This window comes from Halobacterium rubrum (assembly GCF_021729015.1).
Classification (GTDB): domain Archaea; phylum Halobacteriota; class Halobacteria; order Halobacteriales; family Halobacteriaceae; genus Halobacterium; species Halobacterium rubrum.
On sequence record NZ_JAJQQZ010000004.1, the window covers coordinates 153,494 to 171,651 of the forward strand.

Annotated in this window: 19 protein-coding genes and 1 pseudogene; 12 read left to right on the forward strand and 8 right to left on the reverse strand. The window is 70.6% G+C overall.

Features of this window, described 5'->3' with window-relative positions; translation table 11 throughout:
- Positions 1-42 precede the first annotated feature (42 nt).
- From LT971_RS14765 to LT971_RS14775, 3 genes are all read right to left on the reverse strand, one after another.
- The gene (locus LT971_RS14765) at positions 43-603 is read right to left on the reverse strand and encodes a DUF7524 family protein (protein WP_237007712.1); all 561 of its coding nucleotides are present in this window, start codon (positions 601-603) and stop codon (positions 43-45) included.
- A gap of 42 nt (positions 604-645) precedes the next feature.
- Complete coding sequence (locus LT971_RS14770) at positions 646-855, reverse strand: methytransferase partner Trm112 (RefSeq protein WP_237007713.1); 210 nt, start codon at positions 853-855, stop codon at positions 646-648.
- Positions 856-922: 67 nt separating this feature from the next.
- The gene (locus LT971_RS14775) at positions 923-2,245 is read right to left on the reverse strand and encodes an adenylosuccinate synthase (protein ID WP_237007714.1); all 1,323 of its coding nucleotides are present in this window, start codon (positions 2,243-2,245) and stop codon (positions 923-925) included.
- Positions 2,246-2,462: 217 nt separating this feature from the next.
- On the opposite strand from LT971_RS14775, the gene LT971_RS14780 reads away from it, so the two are divergent.
- The gene (locus LT971_RS14780; RefSeq protein ID WP_089667391.1) at positions 2,463-2,765 is read left to right on the forward strand and encodes a hypothetical protein; all 303 of its coding nucleotides are present in this window, start codon (positions 2,463-2,465) and stop codon (positions 2,763-2,765) included.
- A 14-nt stretch (positions 2,766-2,779) separates the two neighbouring features.
- Here LT971_RS14780 and LT971_RS14785 read toward each other — a convergent pair whose 3' ends face one another.
- The 3 genes from LT971_RS14785 to LT971_RS14795 form a co-directional block, all read right to left on the reverse strand.
- Complete coding sequence (locus LT971_RS14785) at positions 2,780-4,885, reverse strand: DUF7527 domain-containing protein (protein ID WP_237007715.1); 2,106 nt, start codon at positions 4,883-4,885, stop codon at positions 2,780-2,782.
- A 100-nt stretch (positions 4,886-4,985) separates the two neighbouring features.
- A complete protein-coding gene (locus LT971_RS14790; RefSeq protein WP_237007716.1) occupies positions 4,986-5,264 on the reverse strand; it encodes a UPF0058 family protein in 279 nt (92 codons plus the stop codon).
- Between the two features lie 55 nt (positions 5,265-5,319).
- Positions 5,320-5,538 (reverse strand): DUF7120 family protein, encoded by a 219-nt coding sequence (locus LT971_RS14795; RefSeq protein WP_237007717.1) that lies wholly within the window; start codon positions 5,536-5,538, stop codon positions 5,320-5,322.
- Between the two features lie 163 nt (positions 5,539-5,701).
- Between LT971_RS14795 and LT971_RS14800 the strand changes: the two genes are divergently transcribed.
- Genes LT971_RS14800 through menD form a run of 3 tightly spaced genes read left to right on the forward strand, consistent with a single transcriptional unit; the run spans position 5,702 to position 9,420 of the window.
- Positions 5,702-6,298, forward strand: a complete 597-nt coding sequence (locus tag LT971_RS14800; protein WP_237007718.1) for a sulfite oxidase-like oxidoreductase — start codon at positions 5,702-5,704, stop codon at positions 6,296-6,298.
- Positions 6,299-6,343: 45 nt separating this feature from the next.
- The gene (locus LT971_RS14805) at positions 6,344-7,669 is read left to right on the forward strand and encodes an isochorismate synthase (protein ID WP_237007719.1); all 1,326 of its coding nucleotides are present in this window, start codon (positions 6,344-6,346) and stop codon (positions 7,667-7,669) included.
- The gene (menD, locus tag LT971_RS14810) at positions 7,666-9,420 is read left to right on the forward strand and encodes a 2-succinyl-5-enolpyruvyl-6-hydroxy-3-cyclohexene-1-carboxylic-acid synthase (protein WP_237007720.1); all 1,755 of its coding nucleotides are present in this window, start codon (positions 7,666-7,668) and stop codon (positions 9,418-9,420) included. The genes LT971_RS14805 and menD overlap by 4 nt, the downstream gene beginning before the upstream one ends.
- Here menD and LT971_RS14815 read toward each other — a convergent pair.
- Positions 9,400-10,062, reverse strand: a complete 663-nt coding sequence (locus LT971_RS14815) for a DUF7978 family protein (RefSeq protein WP_237007721.1) — start codon at positions 10,060-10,062, stop codon at positions 9,400-9,402. The two genes, menD and LT971_RS14815, sit on opposite strands and share 21 nt — an antisense overlap.
- Before the next feature lie 75 nt (positions 10,063-10,137).
- On the opposite strand from LT971_RS14815, the gene LT971_RS14820 reads away from it, so the two are divergent.
- The 7 genes and pseudogenes from LT971_RS14820 to LT971_RS14850 form a co-directional block, all read left to right on the forward strand.
- Entirely contained in the window at positions 10,138-11,052 is a 915-nt protein-coding gene (locus LT971_RS14820) for a 1,4-dihydroxy-2-naphthoyl-CoA synthase (protein ID WP_237007722.1), read from the forward strand.
- Between the two features lie 167 nt (positions 11,053-11,219).
- A complete protein-coding gene (locus LT971_RS14825) occupies positions 11,220-12,836 on the forward strand; it encodes a BCCT family transporter (protein WP_237007723.1) in 1,617 nt (538 codons plus the stop codon).
- A 48-nt stretch (positions 12,837-12,884) separates the two neighbouring features.
- Positions 12,885-13,820, forward strand: a complete 936-nt coding sequence (locus tag LT971_RS14830; protein WP_237007724.1) for a 1,4-dihydroxy-2-naphthoate polyprenyltransferase — start codon at positions 12,885-12,887, stop codon at positions 13,818-13,820.
- The gene (locus LT971_RS14835) at positions 13,817-14,818 is read left to right on the forward strand and encodes a mandelate racemase/muconate lactonizing enzyme family protein (protein WP_237007725.1); all 1,002 of its coding nucleotides are present in this window, start codon (positions 13,817-13,819) and stop codon (positions 14,816-14,818) included. The genes LT971_RS14830 and LT971_RS14835 overlap by 4 nt, the downstream gene beginning before the upstream one ends.
- On the forward strand, positions 14,811-16,304 hold the full coding sequence (locus tag LT971_RS14840) for a class I adenylate-forming enzyme family protein (RefSeq protein ID WP_237007726.1): 1,494 nt from the start codon (positions 14,811-14,813) through the stop codon (positions 16,302-16,304). The genes LT971_RS14835 and LT971_RS14840 overlap by 8 nt, the downstream gene beginning before the upstream one ends.
- 25 nt (positions 16,305-16,329) lie before the next feature.
- Positions 16,330-17,019, forward strand: a complete 690-nt coding sequence (locus LT971_RS14845) for an NRDE family protein (RefSeq protein WP_237007727.1) — start codon at positions 16,330-16,332, stop codon at positions 17,017-17,019.
- 25 nt (positions 17,020-17,044) lie between these two features.
- Positions 17,045-17,398 (forward strand): annotated as a pseudogene (locus LT971_RS14850) (helix-turn-helix transcriptional regulator); the annotation flags it as partial.
- Between the two features lie 189 nt (positions 17,399-17,587).
- Here the strand turns inward: LT971_RS14850 and LT971_RS14855 are convergent.
- A complete protein-coding gene (locus LT971_RS14855) occupies positions 17,588-17,728 on the reverse strand; it encodes a rubrerythrin-like domain-containing protein (RefSeq protein WP_237007728.1) in 141 nt (46 codons plus the stop codon).
- Between the two features lie 121 nt (positions 17,729-17,849).
- On the opposite strand from LT971_RS14855, the gene cutA reads away from it, so the two are divergent.
- Positions 17,850-18,155 carry a divalent-cation tolerance protein CutA gene (gene cutA, locus LT971_RS14860; RefSeq protein ID WP_237007729.1) on the forward strand — a complete coding sequence of 102 codons (306 nt, stop codon included), beginning with the start codon at positions 17,850-17,852 and terminating at the stop codon, positions 18,153-18,155.
- The last annotated feature ends 3 nt before the right edge of the window (positions 18,156-18,158 follow it).

The following is an 18,158-nucleotide window of genomic DNA, read 5'->3' on the forward strand; positions in this document are numbered from 1 at the left end:
TGCGAGGTCACTGACCGAGGCCCGCGAGACGTAGCTTCGTCGCTACCGGAACAGCTCGTAGGCTGCCACGGCCACGCCAGCCAGCACGCCCGCGACGCCGACGGCAAGCGCGCCGGCGTCCGGCACCGCAATCGCCGCGGCCGCGGCGACCAGCACAGCGACCCCTGCGAGGACGACCGGCGTCACGACCTGCGTCACGGACGCCGCCGTGTCCGACTCCGTCGGCGTCTCCTTCTCCGTCAGCGTGTCGTCGACGGCGACGTCCGGTCCGCCGTCTTTCCGTTCGCTCGTCACCGACACCGCCACCGCCGACTCCTCGGCGCCGTACCCCGTCACGAGCTGCAGCCGGCCCTCCAGTGGACCGGCCCCTCGCGGCACCGCCACGTCCACGCTCCGCGTCTCCGCCTCGTCGACGTACAGCTGCGTCTCCGCCGGCGTCACCACGCCGTCGAGCACGTCGTCGGGATGCAGGTGGACGTGCAGCGGCTGGCCGTGGTTCACGAACTCCAGCACGAACGACCGGTCGGTCTCCAGCGCGGCCGCTTCCGGGTCGAGCTCGCGCGGCCCCTCGCGGTTCAGGTGGACCGACAGCGTCTTCGGCACGTCCGGGACTGCGACCCCGGGCGGCAAAAAAGGTTCCCCGCCTCAGGCCGACGCCGCGCTCTCCTCGTCGTCGTCGCGCATGTCCGGCGGCAGCAGGTTCGGGATGCCGTCCTCGATGGGGTAGACCTCGCCGCACTCCGTACACGTCAGCGTCCCCGCCATCACCTCGCCGTCCTCCTCGGACTCCACGTCCAGCTCGAGGTCGTGTTTGTCCAGCGGACAGCAGACGATGTCCATCAGGTCCTCTTTCATACCTGAAGCCTGGCGGGCGGTCGGCAAAAACGTGCGGGTTCCGACCGGGGCGGGAGCGAACGGCGGGCTACTCGAAGGGGTTCTGTCGGACCACGGACTCCTCGCGGCCGGGACCGACGCCGAGCACGTAGGCGGGGGTGTCGAGTTCGTCCTCGACGTACTCGACGTACGCCTGCGCCTCGTCGGGGAGGCCGTCGTAGCCCTCGCTGGCGACGGTCTCCGGGTCGAACTCCGGCCAGCCGTCGAAGGTCTCGAAGACGGGCTCGCAGTCGCCCCAGCGCTCGGTCGTCGCGGGCATCGAGTAGACGGTCTCGCCGTCGAGCTCGTAGGCGTGCCCGACCTTTACCTCGTCGAGGCCAGCGAGCACGTCAAGGTGGTTGATGGCGAGCCCCGTGAAGCCGTTCGCGCGGCTCGCGTGCCGGAGCATCGGCATGTCCAGCCACCCGACCCGGCGCGGGCGACCGGTGACGGTGCCGTACTCGCCGCCCTCCTCGCGGATGTACGTCGCGAGGTCCTCGTCGTCGCCGGTGAGTTCGGTCGGGAGCGGGCCGGTGCCGACCCGGGAGAGGTACGCCTTCACGATGCCGACGACCTCGCCCTGACCGATGGTCGTCGGGCCGAGCCCCGTGCCAGTGGCGGCGTAGCCCGCCGTCGGGTTCGAGGACGTGACGTAGGGGTAGATGCCGTGGTCGATGTCGAGGCTGGTGCCCTGGGCGCCCTCCAGCATCACCTCGTCGCCGTCGGCGATGCGGTCGGCGAGGTAGTCGCCGGCGTTGACGTCCATGCCTTCCTCCTGAATGCGTTCGCCGTACTCGCGGTACTGCTCGAAGAGCGCGTCGACGTCGAATGCCTCGCCGGCGTCGCCGCCGTAGACGTCCTCGTAGAGCGCGCGCTTCTGTGGGACGACGTACTCCAGGCGCTCGCGGAGCACGTCCGGGTCGAGGAGGTCGCCGACGCGGACGCCGCGGCGGCCCGCCTTGTCCTCGTAGGTCGGGCCGATGCCGCGGCCCGTCGTGCCGGCGTCGAGGTCGGAGTCGGCCTTCGCTTCCTCTTCGATGCCGTCGAGTACGCGGTGGTAGGGGAGAATGACGTGGGCGCGCCGGGCGACGCGGACGTCCGGGTCGAGGCCGCGTTCGCGGAGGTCGTCGATCTCCTCGAACAGCGTCTCGGGGTTGACGACGCAGCCGTTGCCGAGGACGCCAGTCTTTCCGCGGACGGCGCCCGACGGGACCAGTGATAGCTTGTACTCGTCGCCGCCGACCACGACGGTGTGGCCGGCGTTGTCGCCGCCCTGGTACCGGGCGACGACGTCTGCAGCGTCGCCGAACAGGTCGACGACGCCGCCTTTGCCTTCGTCGCCCAGCTGGGCGCCGACGATGGTGACGGTCATACGCGAATCTACCACCACGGACGTGATACCGGTTACGGTATCTCGGCCGAGGTTCTACACGTACGTGTACACTTCCGGCAGAATAGCAGCAACCAGCGCCGCGAGTTCCCCGAACGCAATCGTTAATTGTTACCACCCGCGTAGTTCGATGTAGCTCAGTTCTGCCGCCCGGGTGTGACAACCTTTAAAGGCCCGCCCTGACAAGTTAACAAATGCCATGATAGACCGGCTTGAGAAGGAAGTCGACATGCTGGAGCGTCATCTGCAGGTCCTCCGGATGGTCATCGAGAACGAACCTATCGGCATCGTGAAGATGTCCAACGAGACCGGCTACCCGCACCACAAGGTCCGCTACTCGCTGCGCGTCCTCGAGGAGGAGAACCTCATCGAGCCGTCCAGTCAGGGCGCAATCACGACCGAGCGCACCCACGAGTTCGTCGAGGAACTCGACGGCAAAGTCGACGAGATCATCGACAAGATGGAATCCATGAAGATCGACGCGGCCGCGGAAGCCGAGTAACCCGTTTTCTCCCTTCAGAGCTCCGGAACGGTCAGGTGGAACGCGTCGTTGCGGTCCTCCACGAGACACAGGTGGTAGCCAGCCTTGCGGCCGACTTTCACGAAGCTCTCGCGGTCGGCCCGCGAGAACAGGCCGCCGGCCGCCGTCTCCTCGTCGGCCGTCTCGAGGGCGGCCGGCTGGAAGAACGACCCGGTGACGTACATCGCCGCCGCGAGGTCGTCGCTGCCCTCGCGGATGGCGGTCGCGTCCTCGACTAGCGCGGTCATCTGGTCGCCCGTCACGGGGTCGCGGCCCGTGCTGACGTCGGCGACGACCAGCGGGTTCCCCATGCGGTCGCGCAACACCACGTCGAACGTCCGCGAGACGGTGGTGTCCTCGTCGGGAGTTACCTCGACGGTGCCGTTCAGTTCGGCGCGGTCCACCTGCGGCAGCGCGCCGTAGAGGTCCGCGAGCCCGGACTGGTGGCCGGAGTCCCGGACCTCGTACGGGAGCGCGCGCACCGCCCAGGAGACGAACCGGTAGACGGTCGTCTCCTCGAGGAACGACTCGAAGGACTCGCCGTCGACCGTCGCCGACTCGGCGTCGAACTGCGTGTGGTGGTCGATGCGGAGGTTCTCGTTGACGGCGTCGGGGTCGGTCGTGTCCTTGAGTTCGTCGAGCGTCGGTTTCCCCTTCGACTCGTACCGCACGAAGAGGTTCGTGCCCGACAGCGCGTCGACGGCGTTCAGGTCGGTCGCCGCCGTGTCGTCGCTGCCCTCACTGGCCTCTGCGGCCGCCAGCTCGCTCTCGAGGCCGGCGACCGTCGACTCGAGGTCGTCCCGCTCGCTCTCCAAAGTATCGACGCGCTCCTGGAGGCGCTCGCGTTCAGCCTCGAGGTCGTCCCGTTCGCCCTCGAGGGCGTCGATGCGCTCGCTTGCGGCCTGCAGCTTCTGCTCGCGCTGCTTGACCGCCTGCTTGAGCTTCTCGACCGTGGACTTCGGACCCGACGACGAGGAGCCGGAACGCGACCGGCCGCTCCGACCAGACGAGGAGGAAGAGGACGAGGACGACGACTTCGTGCGACCCCCGCTGCTCGTGCCGGTCGACGTCCGCGCCTGCGAGCCCCTGGCGCCGCTCCCGTCTTCGCTGTCCTCGGGGTCGATTGTCGGGACCGACGTGGTCTCTCGCCACTCGCGCTCGTCGTCGAACGCCTGGTCGCTCTCCGGCGGCTTCGCCTTCGTTCCGCCGTCCTCGGCGGCTTCGGCGCCGCTGTCCGCCGTCGCTTCCGTCCGCCGACGCGACCCCCCGCCCGACTCGTCGCTGCTGTCGGGAGCCGGTGTGTCCCCGGTGCCCCGGGTCCCCGACTTCCCGTCGGGGGAGGCACTCGAGGCGTCGCTCGGGGTCGACTCCGACGGGTCAGCCGCCGAATCGTCGGCGCGCTGGCCCGTCGATAGCGACGCGTCCGTCCCCTGCGTGTCGACCTCGTCGCTCTCGGCGGCTGCGTCCGCGCTCGCGTCTGCTGCCACACCGGCTGCGGCCCCCGCCGCTGCCCCACTGTTCGCGTCACTGTCTGTGTCCTCGCCGCCGTCCGCCTCGTCCTCGCGCGGCGGGAGCTCGGTGACGTTCACCGGCGTCTTCACGACCTCGTAGACGCCGACCTCGTCGTCCGCGCGCTCGAACGCCTCGTCGCCCGTAATCAGCTCCTCGGTGGTCCCGACGAACGCCGCGCTCATCGACCGCCCGCCGTAGTAGACCACGTAGTAGTCGCCCGAGAGGACGTTCTCGGAGAGCTCGATGTAGCCCGTGAACTTCGCGTCCGACAGCGTCTCGCCCGCCTCGGACAGCGGCGTGTCGTTCGTGTAGTACTTCGCCTGCGTCTCCCCGCCGCGCTGCTGCATCGCGTACAGCAACGCGACCGACTCGTGGGGCGCCTCGTACACTGTGCCCTCGGCGTCGGCGACGTCCTCGACGTCGCCCCCGAACACCCCGATGACGCGGCCGTTCAACAGGAACAGCCACGTCTCCCCGGCGGACACCGCGCCCGAGAAGTCCGCGTCCGCGAGTTCGTGGAGCTGGCCGACCCCGCCGGAGAACGGCCGGGAGTCCCAGGACTCCACTCGCTCGACTGTGCGTGCCTGCATGTCCGGGAGAATGCGAGTGCCGCGTATAAGCCTTTTCGGGCCGGACGAGGGGCTCAGAACGTGTCTCGCAGTGACACCGAAGCGGCGGAAACTGGGGCGGCTACAGCTGGTTCGACGCGTCGTCGGCGAGCTCCTCCATCCGCTTGCTGATGCGGCCGGCGCTGGAGAACTCGTCCTCGCTCATCGCGGCGGCAAGCGAGTTCCCGAGGAGGAAGACGGCGTGCTTGTGCTCGCTTTTGGACTTGTGGACGTGCGAGGGTTCGACTTCCAGCTCCTCGTAGGCGGCGAAGGAGTCTTCGTCGACGTGGTCGAAGCCGAGGAACTGGTCTTTGATGTCGACCATCTGTTCGTGGAGTTCGAGGAGCTCGTCCTTGTGCATGAAGTTAGCGTAGGGAATTCTGGGGTTTAAGCGTTCTTCGGGACCAGTTCACACGCTAGAAGACGTACTCGTCGTCGTGCCCCATCATGCCGCCCTCGCTCTCGAGGCCGGCGCCGTCTTCTTCGTCGCTGGGGCCGCTGGTCTTGTAGGCGCGAATGCCCGAGGACAGCAGCTGTTCGATCGCTTCCTCCCGGCTCACGAACTCCCCCTGTTCGACGAGCTGGGCGATCTGCATCTCGATCTGGTCGGGGATGTTGACTTCGACGGTGGGCATCCTAACGAGGGAGGCTTCGACGCCTCCCTTGATAAGCCTGACGGGGGAGATTCTTTCGACAGGCAAAACTAGAGTGGCGAAACGGCGAACTCCGCTTTCGGTTTCCCCAGACGGCGCTGGGTATTCCGGTAGGAATACGTGTCCGGAATCGCTACGCGTAGCCATGACTGTCGACGACGTGACCGACCTCTACCGGGAGTTCGGCGACGACCGGGTGCCGCCCGGGCAGCGCGAGACCTCGAAGTTCCCGGTGCTGTCGAAAGGCGACACCCCGAACTGGGACCCCGAGACGTGGGAGTTCACGGTCACCGGCGCCGTCGAAGACGAGTTGACGCTGTCCTACGACGAGTTCCGGGACCTCGAGACCGTGACACAGCGCCAAGACTTCCACTGCGTCACCGGCTGGTCGAAGCTCGACTGCGAGTTCACCGGCGTGCCGTTCACGCACCTCGCCGACCTCGCCGGCGTCGACCCCGACGCCGTCCACGTGATGTTCCACGCGCTCGACGGCTACACCACGAACCTCCCGCTGGCGGACTGCATGCGGGACGAGGTGCTGTTCACGTGGGCGTTCGACGGCGAGGACCTCGCGCCCGAACACGGCGGCCCGCTGCGGGTCGTCACGCCCCACAGGTACGCCTACAAGGGCGCGAAGTGGGTGGACGGCGTGGAGTTCCTGACCGAGCCCGAGCGGGGCTACTGGGAGAAGCGCGGCTACTCGAACACGGCGGACCCGTGGGCGGAAGACCGGTACAGTTAGGCCGGGACAGCAGGGTATTTGGCGCGCCAGTCCGAACGGCAGGTAATGAGTTCGCTTGCCGGGGAGGCGACCGCCGACGGGCCGGTCGTCGCGACGAGCTGTCGGGTCGCGGACGTCTCCTACCGGGCGTTTCTCGCCGCCCGGGCCGCGCCGGGGTTCCACTGGGCAGACCCGGACGGTCTGGAGCTGTCGGGGGCCGGCACCGCCGCCGGGGTGACGGCGGCGGGCGAGAACCGGTTCGAGACGGTGCGCGCGTGGGCCGACGACCTCTTCGACGACCTCGACTACGACGGCCCGCCGGCGGCCCGGCCGCGGCTGCTGGGCGGCTTCTCGTTCTTCGCCGACCACGACGCCGAGGCCCCGTGGACGGGGTTCCCGGCCGCCCAGTTCGTGCTCCCGCAGTACCAGCTCGCGAGCGTCGGCGACGAGACGTGGCTCACGGTCGCACGAGCGGGCGAGGACGCCACCGAGGAGACTGTCGAGGAGGCGCTGGCGGACGCCCGCGAGGCGGTCGAGGCGCTGCCGGCGATGCGGCCCAGCGGCCCCAGGCCGGGCGTCACCGAGACGACGCCGACGCCGGACCGAGAGACGTGGACGGAGGGCGTGCTGGACGCGCTCGCCCGCATCGACGCCGGCGACCTCCGCAAAGTGGTGCTGGCGACGGCGCTGCGCGCCGACCTCGACGGCTCCGTCGACCCCCGGGACCTCCTCGAGCGGCTGCGCCAGCGGTACTCGCAGTGCTTCCGGTTCCTCGTCGCTCCCACCGAGGAGGCGGCGTTCCTCGGGGCGACGCCGGAGCGGCTGGCGACGCTGCGCGACGGCCGCGTCGAGACGGTCGCGCTCGCGGGCTCGGTCGGCCGCGGTGACTCCCCCGAGGAGGACGCCCGGCTCGCCGAACGCCTGCGGGAGAGCGATAAACTCCGCCACGAGCAGGGCGTCGTCGTCGACACCATCGCGCGCCGGCTGGAGGAGCTCGGGGCCGTCGAAGTCGGCGACCGGGGAGTCCGGACCCTCTCGAATATCCAGCACCTCGAGACGCCGATTTCGGCCGCTGTCGGCGACGAAACCCACGTCCTCGACGTGGTGGAGACGCTGCACCCGACGCCGGCCGTCAACGGCCTGCCGCCGGCTGCTGCCCTCGACACGATTCGGGACACCGAGAGCTTCGAGCGCGGCTGGTACGCCGCCCCCGTAGGGTGGTTCGACGCCGACGGCGACGGGACGTTCGGCGTCGGGCTGCGGTCGGCGGTCACGAACGGCGACTCCGTGACGCTGTTCGCCGGCAACGGCATCGTCGCCGACAGCGACCCCGACGACGAGTGGGAGGAGGTCCAGCTCAAGTACCGCCCCGTACTCGACGAACTGGAATGACGGCACCAGCACCGAACCGCAACACGCTCTGGGCGGACGCCGTCGCCGACGAACTCGCGACGGCCGGCGTCGACGCCGTCTGCGTGTGTCCGGGCAGCCGGTCGACGCCGCTGACGGTCGCCGTCGACGCCCACGACGACCTCACCGTCTACTCGCACCTCGACGAGCGCTCGGCGGCCTTCTTCGCGCTCGGCCGCGGGAAGCGCACGGGCAAGCCGACGGCCGTCGTCACGACCTCCGGCACCGCCACGGCGAACCTCCACCCGGCAGTGATGGAGGCCAATCAGGCGCGCGTCCCGCTGCTCGTGCTGACCGCCGACCGCCCGCCGGAGCTCCGGGACTCCGGAGCGAACCAGACCGTCGACCAGCAGCAGCTCTACGGGGACGCCGTCCGCCACTACCGCGACCTCCCAGAGCCCGAAGCCGACGCCCGGAAGCTCCGGTCGCTGCGCACCGGCGTCTGTCGGGCGGTCGGCGAGGCCACCGGCTCGAACCCCGGCCCGGTCCACCTGAACTTCCCGTTCCGGAAGCCGCTGGAGCCGGTCGACGTGCCCGGCGACGTCCCCGAGACGTTCGCGGAGGACCACCCGCTCGCGGCGGAGGGGCGGGCCGGGAGCCCGTTCGTGGACGTCGCCCACGCCACCGCCCGGCCGAGTGACGAGGTTCTCGCCCAGCTCGCCGACGCCGCCAGTGCTGCCGAGCGTGGCCTGCTGGTCGCTGGCCCCGAGGACGGCGGGCTCTCGGCCGGCGCCGCGAGCGCACTAGCGGACGCGACCGGCTTCCCGCTGCTGGCGGACCCGTTGTCGGACCTGCGGTTCGGCCCGCACGTCGCCGACGCACCGGTCGTCGGCGGCTACGACGGCCTGCTCGCCGGCGACGCGGACGCCCCGAAGCCAGACTTCGTCGTCCGGTTCGGCGCGTCACCGACGTCGAAGCCGCTCCGGAAGTACCTCGCCGCCAGCGACGCCCGGCAGGTAGTCGTCGACCCGGCCGGCGGCTGGCGGGAGGCGGAGTTCACGGCGAGCGACCTCGTGGTCGCCGACCCAGACGAGACCGCCCGGGTGCTCGCCGAGCGCGTCGAACGCGCCGGCGACGAGGACTGGACGACCCAGTGGCTCGACCGCGAGGCCCGCTACTGGGAGACGGTCTCGGCCTTCGATCCCGACGCACTTCTGGAGGGAGAGATCGCGTCAGTCGTCGCCGCCGACGCCCCCGACCCGGCGACGGTGTTCGTCTCGAACAGCATGCCCGTCCGGGACGTCGACCGGTTCGCCGAACCCCACGAGGACGACCTCACCGTCCTCGGCAATCGCGGCGCGTCGGGCATCGACGGCGTCGTCTCGTCGGCGCTGGGCGCCGGCAGCGCGACCGACGACCCGCTCGTCCTGCTGACCGGCGACCTCGCGTACTACCACGACTCGAACGGCCTGCTCGCGCTGGAGCGCTGCGGCGTCGACGCCACGGTCGTCCTCGTGAACAACGACGGCGGCGGCATCTTCCACATGCTCCCCATCAAGGCCTTCGACCCGCCGTTCACCGGCCAGTTCAAGACGCCCCACGGTCTGGACTTCGAGCCGACCGGCGACACCTACGACCTCGAGTTCGCGCGCGCCGAGTCCGTCGACGGCTTCCGGGCAGCCTACCGGGACTCGGTCGGCGCAGCCGGGACGCAAGTCATCGAGGTGGCGACGGACGCCGAGGCCAGCCACCGGGAGCGCGAGCGCCTCGAGTCACTCGTCGCGGACGTCTGACCGACCCGCGAGCTGTACCCGGGCGAGCGCGACCACGACTGCCCCGCCGAGGCCGAACACCAGCGCGTACGCGGCGGTGTGGAGGGCGACGGTGACCGGGTCGGGCGCGATGGTGAGTTCGGCCACGCCGAGGCTGCGCTCGTAGCCGGCGACCCGGAGCGCGAGCAGGGCCGTGGCGACGTAGCCGGCGGCGACGCCGAGGCCGGGCTGCCACGCCCGCGACGGCCGGCGGACGCTCGCGAGCACGACCACGGCGGCGCCGGCGGCGAACAGCGCGACGGGTGGCGCGTAGGCGAGCGCGCCATCCCAGACGGACAGCGACTGCACGTCGACGGTTCGGTGGGCGGTGTTCCCGAACGCCTCGGCGTCCAGTTCGAGGGGCACGCGGTGGCTGGCGTACGCGAACCACGCCACGACCTGCGTGGGGTCCGGTTCGAGCCAGTCCGCGAGCTCAGCGAGTACGCGGCCGGCGTCGGGCCCGAAGGAGGCCGCCAGCGAGTCCACGAAGGCCGCGACGTCGCCGGCCTCGTCGCGCTGCCGGACGGCGGTGGCGGCGACCACGGCGCCGAACGCCAGGGCGCCGGCGACCACCCCAGCAGCTGTCGGCCACCAATCGCGTGCCAGCGTGCGGGCGTCGTCCATAGGGAGGGGTCGCTGCGGGCGCACTTCAGCCTGCGGGTGGGAACCCTTTTGCGGGCGCCGGCCGACCGCCCCCGTATGGTCTCGGAACTCTTCGACGAGGCGGCGTGGACGCCCGTTGACGGCTTCGACTTCGACGACGTCACCTACCACCGCGGGGTGGACGTGCCGGCTGTCCGCATCGCGTTCGACCGGCCGGACGTCCGGAACGCGTTCCGGCCCGGCACGGTCGACGAACTGTACACGGCCCTCGACCACGCCCGCAAGCAGGCGGACGTCGGCTGCGTGCTGCTCACGGGCAACGGGCCCTCGTCGAAGGACGGCGGCTGGGCGTTCTGTTCGGGCGGCGACCAGTCCGTGCGCGGCGACTCCGGCTACGAGTACCGGGGCGACGACGAGGCCGCAAGCGACGACGACCCCCAGGTCCAGCAGGCCCAGGCCGGCCGGCTGCACATCCTCGAGGTGCAGCGCCTGATTCGCACGATGCCGAAGCCGGTCGTCGCCGTCGTGCCCGGGTGGGCGGTCGGGGGCGGCCACAGCCTCCACGTCGTCTGCGACATGACGCTGGCGAGCCGCGAGCACGGCCAGTTCAAGCAGACGGACCCGGACGTCGCGAGCTTCGACGGCGGCTTCGGGTCGGCGTACCTCGCCAAGCAGGTCGGCCAGAAGAAGGCCCGCGAGATCTTCTTCCTCGGGAAGACCTACGACGCCGAGGAGGCCGCAGACATGGGGATGGTCAACGAGGCCGTTCCCCACGACGAACTGGAGGAGACGGCCCTGGAGTGGGCCGAGGAGATGACCGGAAAGTCGCCGACGGCGATGCGGATGCTGAAGTACGCGTTCAACATGACCGACGACGGCATGGTCGGCCAGCAGACCTTCGCCGGCGAGGCCACCCGGCTCGCGTACATGACCGACGAGGCACAGGAGGGCCGCGACGCATTCCTCGAGGGCCGCGACCCGGACTTCTCCGACTACCCCTGGCACTACTGACAGCTCTCTGCCCGAGAAACGTCCGGCTACCGTGTGGCTTTTCCGTCAGACGGCGTTTCGCCGCAGGCTGTAATGGTGAATCGCGACGTTACGGCGCTGAGCGACTGCGCTCGCGCGACGACCCGGCAGCTAACCGACGACAGCGACGGCCCGCTCCGACACACCCCATGACCCGCGACCCGTGGTACGTTCTCGGCCTCGAGGACGCGACGTGGCCCGAGCGCGGCCTGTTCGGGGTCGCGATGGCCGCCATGATGGGACTCGCGGCCGTCGGATTCCTCCGGCCGGCGCGGCTCAGCCGGGCGCTGAACGGCGCCTTCGACTGGGTACTGACGTACTTCGGCTGGTGGTTCATCCTGCTCGGGTTCGTGTTGCTCGTACTCGTGCTGGCGGTGACGTTCTCCCGGTACGGCAGGCTGCGCATCGGCGGCCCGGACGCCGAACCCGAGTTCGACACGTTCTCCTGGCTCTCGATGGTGTTCACGGTCGGCTTCGGGGCCTCCATCCTCATCTGGGGAGTGGGCGAGCCGGTCTCCATCTTCCAGAACCCGCCGCCCCGACCGTGGCCCGTCGAGGGCGCGTCGACGAAGTCCCTGGCGCTCGCGTTCATGTTCGTCCACGAGGTGTTCCCGGGGCTCGCGATGTGGTACCTGCCGGTCGCGCTCGCGTTCGGTGTCGTCGTCTACACCCGGGGCGTCGGGGAGTACAAGGTGTCCTCGATGCTGACGGGCGTCGTCCCCGCCGACGACTACCCCGGGTTCCACTGGACCGTCGACCTGGCCGCCATCGTCGCGACCATCGGCGGCATCGCCACCACACTCGGGTTCAGCTCGAAGACGATGGCCGCCATCCTCGGCGGCGTGTTCGGGCTGGAGGCGACCGGACTCACGTACGGCATCTTCGCGCTGATCGGCGGCGTCTTCCTCGTCGACGTCTGGCTCGGCCTCCGGAAGGGCATCCGGAACGCCGCCCGCGCGACGATGGTGTTCATCGCCGTCGCGATGGCCGTGCTGGTCGTCGTCGGCCCGACGCTGTTCACGTTCCAGCTCGGCCTCGACGCGACCGGCGTCTGGCTGAACAACGCCGTCCGGCTGATGCTGTACACGAACCCCACCGCCGCCGGGAACTGGGCGGCGAACTGGACGGGGTTCTGGTGGGCGTGGTGGGCGGCCTGGAGCATCTTCGTCGGGAGCTTCGTCGCTCGCGTCTCGAAGGGCCGCACCGTCCGCGAGATGTTCGTCGTGCTCGTGCTCGCGCCGACCGCGCTGACGTGGATTCAGCACCTGATTATCGGCGGCTGGGTGCTCGCACCGGGCTACGTCGGCCCCGTGGGAGCCGCGCTGACCGCCGACGGCATCCCGGTCGCCATCGCAACGGCGCTCTCCATCACCCCCTACGGGACGGTGCTGGCGGTGCTGTTCGTGCTCGTCATCGCCGGCTACATCGTCACGTCGCTGGACTCGGCCGTGTTCATGATTTCGGCCATCACGCTCGGCGACGAGGACCCGAACCCCCGGAATCGCGCCTGGTGGGGGCTGCTACTGGCCGCGTTCGGGATGATGAGCCTCGAGCTGTCGAGCTTCGAGGCCATCGAGGCGCTGTCCCCGATACTCGCGCTCCCGTTCACGCTGTTCCTGCTCGCCGTCGTGTACGCGAGCTACGTCGCCGCCCGGAACTACGCCGAAGCCAACGACGACGTCGACGTCGAACCCGGCACGCTGCTGTCCTCGCAGACACGCCGGACTGACACCGACCAGTCCGCGCCCGCCGCCGACGACGACTGACCGGCCGGACCGCCACCAATTAGACGGCCCTCCCCCTACTGGCTGACAATGACAGAGACGGCCGACGTGTCGAGACGGCGGGCGTGGCTGATGGCAGCCCGCCCGCACACGCTGCCGGCGGCCGCCGCACCCGTCGCGGTCGGGACGGGACTGGCGGTCCACGCCGACGTGCTGGCGGTGCTGCCCGCGCTCGCGGCGTTCGTCGGGGCGGCGCTCATCCAGGTCGGGACGAACTTCGCGAACGACTACTACGACGCCGTGCAGGGCGCGGACACCGAGGACCGGGAGGGCTTCACGCGCGTCACCGCCGGTGGCCTCATCGAGCCCGAGCGCGTGAAGCAGGCGACGTACGCGACGTTCGGACTGGCGATTCTCGTCGGTGCGTATCTCGTCTACGTCGGCGGCCTCCCGATTCTCGTCGTCGGACTGCTGTCCGTCGCGTCCGGGTTCGCGTACACCGGCGGCCCGTACCCGCTGGGCTACCACGGGCTCGGGGACCTGTTCGTGTTCCTGTTCTTCGGTGTGATAGCGGTCGCCGGGACGTTCTACGTGCAGGCCGCCGCCGTCCTCGCCGAGCCGCTCGCGACGACGATTCCCGCGGGGACGCTGCCGGTGTCGGCCGTCGTCGCCAGCCTCCCGGTCGCCGCCATCTCCACGGACATCATCGTCGTGAACAACATTCGGGACAGGGACGAGGACGAGACGACCGGGAAGCGCACGCTCGCGGTGCGGTTTGGCTACCGGTTCTCGCGGCTGGAGTACGCCGGCCTGCTCGCGCTGGCGTACGCCACCCCGGTCTGGTTCTACCTCGAGGGGTACGGCCGCCTCGTGTTCCTGCCGCTGCTCACGCTCCCACTCGCAATCTCCGTCACGAGGACCGTCTTCGAGCGCACGGACGGCGAGGCGCTGAACCCCGCACTCTCCCGGACGGGACAGCTGCTGGCGGCGTACTCACTGCTGTTCGCCGTGGGGCTGGCGGCATGACCATCCGGCCGTTCACCCTCGACCTCGACCGGCCGCTGTCGACGGCCAGTGGCACCATCGACGCGCGCAAGGGCTTCCTGTTCGGGCGCGACGGCGGCGTCGGCGAAGCCACGCCGCTGCCGGGCTGGACGGAGGCCGCCGACGACTGCGGGGACGCGCTGCGCGCTGCCGACGCGGCCGACGACTGGGGGAGCGCGCTCGCAGCCTGCGCAGACGCCCCGGCGGCCCGGCACGGCGTCTCGGTGGCGAATCTGGACGCCCGGGCGCGAGCCGACGGCGAACCGCTCGCTGCCGTGCTCGCCGACGGTGCCGAGTACGCCGACGCTGTTCCGGTGAACGCGACAGTCGGCGACGCCGACGTCGAGGCGACCCGGTCGGCGGTCGCCGACGCCGCCGACGCCGGCTTCGAGGCGGTGAAGGTGAAAGTCGGCGCGCGCCCCATCGAGGACGACCTCGCGCGCCTGCGGGCCGCCAGCGACGCCGCAGACGTCTCGCTGCGGGCGGACGCGAACGGGGCGTGGAGCGCAAAGCAGGCCCGTGAGGCCGCCGACGACCTCGCCGCACTCGACCTCGAGTACGTCGAGCAGCCGCTGCCAGCCGCGAGTCTCGACGGCTACGGGAGCCTCGACGGCGTGCCCGTCGCGCTCGACGAGGGGCTGGTCCACCACGACCTCGGCGACGTCCTCGACGTGGCCGACTACGTCGTGCTGAAGCCGATGGCGCTCGGCGGCGTGGACAGAGCACGGGACGCCGCAATGGCGGCGCGCGAGGCGGGCGTGGACCCCGTCGTCTCGACGACCATCGACGCCGTCGTCGCGCGGACGGCTGCCGTCCACCTCGCCGCGACGATTCCGGACGTGCGAGCCTGCGGGCTGGCGACGGCGGACCTGCTCGCGAACGACCTCGCAGTGGACCCGGCGCCGGTCGAGGGCGGCCGGATCGTCGTTCCGGACACCCCGGGCCACGGCGTGGACGTGGAGGTCGGGACTGATGCGTGACGAGGTCGCGCTCCAGGCGACTACGAACCCCGAACGGACGGCGCTGGTCGACGCCGAGACCGGGCGCTCGTGGACGTTCGCCGGACTGGACGACGCCGTCGCGCAGACGGCCGGACGGCTCGCCGGGCTCGGCGTCGAACCGGGCGACAGGGTGGCCGTCCTCGCCGAAACCCGGCCGGCGTTCGCGGAACTCGTCTTCGCGGCCGCACGGCTCGGCGTTGTCCTCGTCCCCCTGAACGCTCGCCTCACCCGATCTGAGCTCGCCGAGCAGGTGAACACCGTCGACCCGGTGCTGGTCGTCACCGAAGCCGAGTCGGTCGAAGACGCCCGCGAGCTCGGACCGCCGGTCGCGAGCGTCGACGACGTGGACAGCGACGGGGTTCGTGAGCTGTCGGCCGTCGACCCGGCGGAGTTCGAGGGCGTCGACTCCGCGTGGAGCGACACCCGGCTGTTGCTGTTCACGTCCGGGACGACGGGCGCGCCGAAGGCCGTCCGGCTCACGTACGGGAACCTCGGCGCGAGCGCGGTCGCGTCGGCGTTCCGGCTGGGCATGCTTCCCGACGACAGCTGGCTGTGCCCGCTGTCGATGTACCACACGGGCGGTGTCTCGGTCGTCCTCCGGTGTGCGCTGTACGGGACGACGGCCGTGCTCGTGCGGACGCCGGGCTTCGACCCGGACTCGGTCCGGGACGCACTCGCCGAGTACGACTGCACGGGCGTCTCGCTGGTCCCGACGATGCTCGACCGGCTGCTCGACACCGACGCCGGCCTCCCCGACTCGCTGCGGTTCGCACTCGTCGGGGGCGCGCCGACGCCCCCCGAGCTCGCCGAGCGCGCGCTCGACGCCGGCGTCCCGGTGTGTCCGACGTACGGGGCGACCGAGACGGCCTCGCAGGTGGCGACGCTCCGCCCGGAACAGGTCGACGCCCGGCCGGGAAGTGTCGGCCGGCCGCTGCTCGGCACCGAGGTCACGGTGCTCGACGACGACGGCGACCCACTCCCGGCCGGCGAGACCGGCGACCTCGCGGTCTCCGGGCCGACCGTGACGCCGGGGTACGTCTCGGCGGACGAGACGGCAGCCCGGTTCTGCGAGCACGGGCTGCGCACCGGCGACCGCGGCCGCGTCGACGGCGACGGCTTCCTCTCCGTCGGCGGGCGCGCCAGCGACGAGATCGTCACCGGCGGGGAGAACGTCCACCCAGGCGAGGTCGCCGACGTGCTCCGCGACCACCCCGGCGTCCGGGACGTCGCCGTCGTCGGCGTGCCGGACGACGACTGGGGCGAACGCGTCGGCGCGCTCGTCGTCCCCATCGAGGACGCCTCCACAGCGGACGTTTCTGTCGACGCCTTGCGGGCGTTCTGCGAGGACCGGCTCGCGGGCTACAAGCACCCCCGGACGGTCGCCGTCGTCGACGCCCTCCCCCGGACGCCGTCGGGGACGGTCGACCGGGAGGCGGCAATCGAGGCGCTGGGCGACGACACCTAAGTACGGGGGCCGCTTACCTTCAGGCGTGTGCACGCTGGCGTTCGCCTGGCGGGAGTTCGAGGACGCGCCGCTGGTGGTCGCGGCGAACCGCGACGAGGCGCTCGGCCGGCCGTCCGACCCGCCCGCGGTCCGCCCCGACCACCCAGAAATTCTGATGCCGCGGGACGCAGAGGCGGGCGGCACCTGGATGGGTGTCACCCACGGCGGCCTGTTCGTCGGAGTGACGAACCGGCGCGCCGACGTCGAGGGCGACCGGTCCCGGGGGCTGCTCGTCAGGGACGCGCTGGGCGCCGACTCCGCACGCGACGCCGCCGACCTCGTCGAATCCGAGCTCGCCGAGCGCGACTACTCGGGGTTCAATCTCGTGCTCGCGGACCGCGAGGATTGCCTGCTGTACGTCTGGGGCGGCAGCCTGTCCCGCCGCGAACTCGACCCCGGCGTCCACGTCGTCGTCAACGCCGGCGTCGACGGCGAAACCGAGAAGTCGCGGACCGTCCGGGCGTCGCTGTCCGGCCACGACTCCGTCGAAGCGTGGCTCGGCGCCGCCCGAACGACACTCCGTGACCACGAGACGGACGTCTGTATCCACCGGGACGGCTACGGGACGCGGTCGTCGTCGCTCGTGACCCTCTCGGCGGACGGCAGCGTCGCCTACGAGTTCGCCGACGGCCCGCCCTGCGAAGCCGGCTACGAGCCAGTGAACGACCAACTTTAAACGGGTCGCGGACGGTGTGGCGTATATGAGCGCCGAAGTCACGGAGGCCGACCTCTCCGAGGACGAACGCCGCGGTCTGGAACTCGTCCGCGAGGAACTCGGCATCCACCAGAGCGAGTTCTGGAAGGCCCTCGACGTCTCCTCCCGGAAGGGCAGCCGCATCGCCTCCAAGCTGGAGGAGAAGGGGTTCGTGGAGCGCGAGGAGACCGTCCACGGCGGGAACACGACCTACTACATCACGCCGGTCGTCGACGAGCGCGAGCTGGAGTTCATGCTGCTGATGGCCGGTGACATGCTGTCGCCGTTCGTCGGCGAGGAGGAGGTCGACCCGCAGGGCGACGCCTTCTCGCAGTGGATCATGAACCTCGCGTACGAGGACGCGCCGAGCCCGGAACCGGAGGAGCCGAGTATCGAACCGGAAGAGCCGGGTATCGAACCGGAAGGGCCGGGTACCGAACCCCGGGAGTAACGACCGGCGGTTTCTCGGTGGCGGCGCTGCCGGGCTGCTTCTCGGGGACGAAAGAACGGGGGTGGGACTGCGTGGGGTCTGGCTGGGCTCGGATTCTCGTTACTGCTGGCGCGGGACGGCGATGTTCCGGACGCGCCCGCCACAGGACGGACACTCGCCGAGGAACTCGTCCGTCGTCGTGCGTTCTCTACAGCTCACGCACTCGTAGGTGCGTCGGCCGTTGTTCGTGGTCGCTGCCATCCTACCAGAAGGAAGTGCTGCCACAGTAAAATGTGTTACGTGGTAACACACCTAGGAACTAGCAGACGTACAAGGACGATTTAGGTCGGCCGTTTTCGTGTTCGCGCTCGCAGACAGCAGTGTGCCGACAGTGTACATCACCGTACCACGGGACGTCGCAGCGCCCCTCGCAGCCGACCTCGTCGAACGCCGGCTCGCCGCCTGCGTGAACCGCCTCGACTGCCAGTCGACGTACCGCTGGGACGGCGACGTCGTCCACGACGAGGCGGAAGTCGTCCTGCTCGCGAAGACCACCGACGACGCCTACGACGACCTCGTGGCGTTCGTGGAGCGCGAACACCCCTACGACGTGCCCTGCATCGAGCGCTTCGACGACGCCGACGCGCTCCCCGCCTTCGCCGACTGGCTCGACGACGCCGTCGCCTGACGG

Excerpts from the sequence above, each read along its gene's own strand:
- LT971_RS14770 (WP_237007713.1), bottom strand. The coding sequence starts at position 855 with ATGAAAGAGGACCTGATGGACATCGTCTGCTGTCCGCTGGACAAACAC.
- LT971_RS14775 (WP_237007714.1), bottom strand. The coding sequence starts at position 2,245 with ATGACCGTCACCATCGTCGGCGCCCAGCTGGGCGACGAAGGCAAAGGC.
- LT971_RS14780 (WP_089667391.1), top strand. The coding sequence starts at position 2,463 with ATGATAGACCGGCTTGAGAAGGAAGTCGACATGCTGGAGCGTCATCTG.
- LT971_RS14785 (WP_237007715.1), bottom strand. The coding sequence starts at position 4,885 with ATGCAGGCACGCACAGTCGAGCGAGTGGAGTCCTGGGACTCCCGGCCG.
- LT971_RS14790 (WP_237007716.1), bottom strand. The coding sequence starts at position 5,264 with ATGCACAAGGACGAGCTCCTCGAACTCCACGAACAGATGGTCGACATC.
- LT971_RS14795 (WP_237007717.1), bottom strand. The coding sequence starts at position 5,538 with ATGCCCACCGTCGAAGTCAACATCCCCGACCAGATCGAGATGCAGATC.
- LT971_RS14800 (WP_237007718.1), top strand. The coding sequence starts at position 5,702 with ATGACTGTCGACGACGTGACCGACCTCTACCGGGAGTTCGGCGACGAC.
- LT971_RS14805 (WP_237007719.1), top strand. The coding sequence starts at position 6,344 with ATGAGTTCGCTTGCCGGGGAGGCGACCGCCGACGGGCCGGTCGTCGCG.
- menD (WP_237007720.1), top strand. The coding sequence starts at position 7,666 with ATGACGGCACCAGCACCGAACCGCAACACGCTCTGGGCGGACGCCGTC.
- LT971_RS14815 (WP_237007721.1), bottom strand. The coding sequence starts at position 10,062 with ATGGACGACGCCCGCACGCTGGCACGCGATTGGTGGCCGACAGCTGCT.
- LT971_RS14820 (WP_237007722.1), top strand. The coding sequence starts at position 10,138 with ATGGTCTCGGAACTCTTCGACGAGGCGGCGTGGACGCCCGTTGACGGC.
- LT971_RS14825 (WP_237007723.1), top strand. The coding sequence starts at position 11,220 with ATGACCCGCGACCCGTGGTACGTTCTCGGCCTCGAGGACGCGACGTGG.
- LT971_RS14830 (WP_237007724.1), top strand. The coding sequence starts at position 12,885 with ATGACAGAGACGGCCGACGTGTCGAGACGGCGGGCGTGGCTGATGGCA.
- LT971_RS14835 (WP_237007725.1), top strand. The coding sequence starts at position 13,817 with ATGACCATCCGGCCGTTCACCCTCGACCTCGACCGGCCGCTGTCGACG.
- LT971_RS14840 (WP_237007726.1), top strand. The coding sequence starts at position 14,811 with ATGCGTGACGAGGTCGCGCTCCAGGCGACTACGAACCCCGAACGGACG.
- LT971_RS14855 (WP_237007728.1), bottom strand. The coding sequence starts at position 17,728 with ATGGCAGCGACCACGAACAACGGCCGACGCACCTACGAGTGCGTGAGC.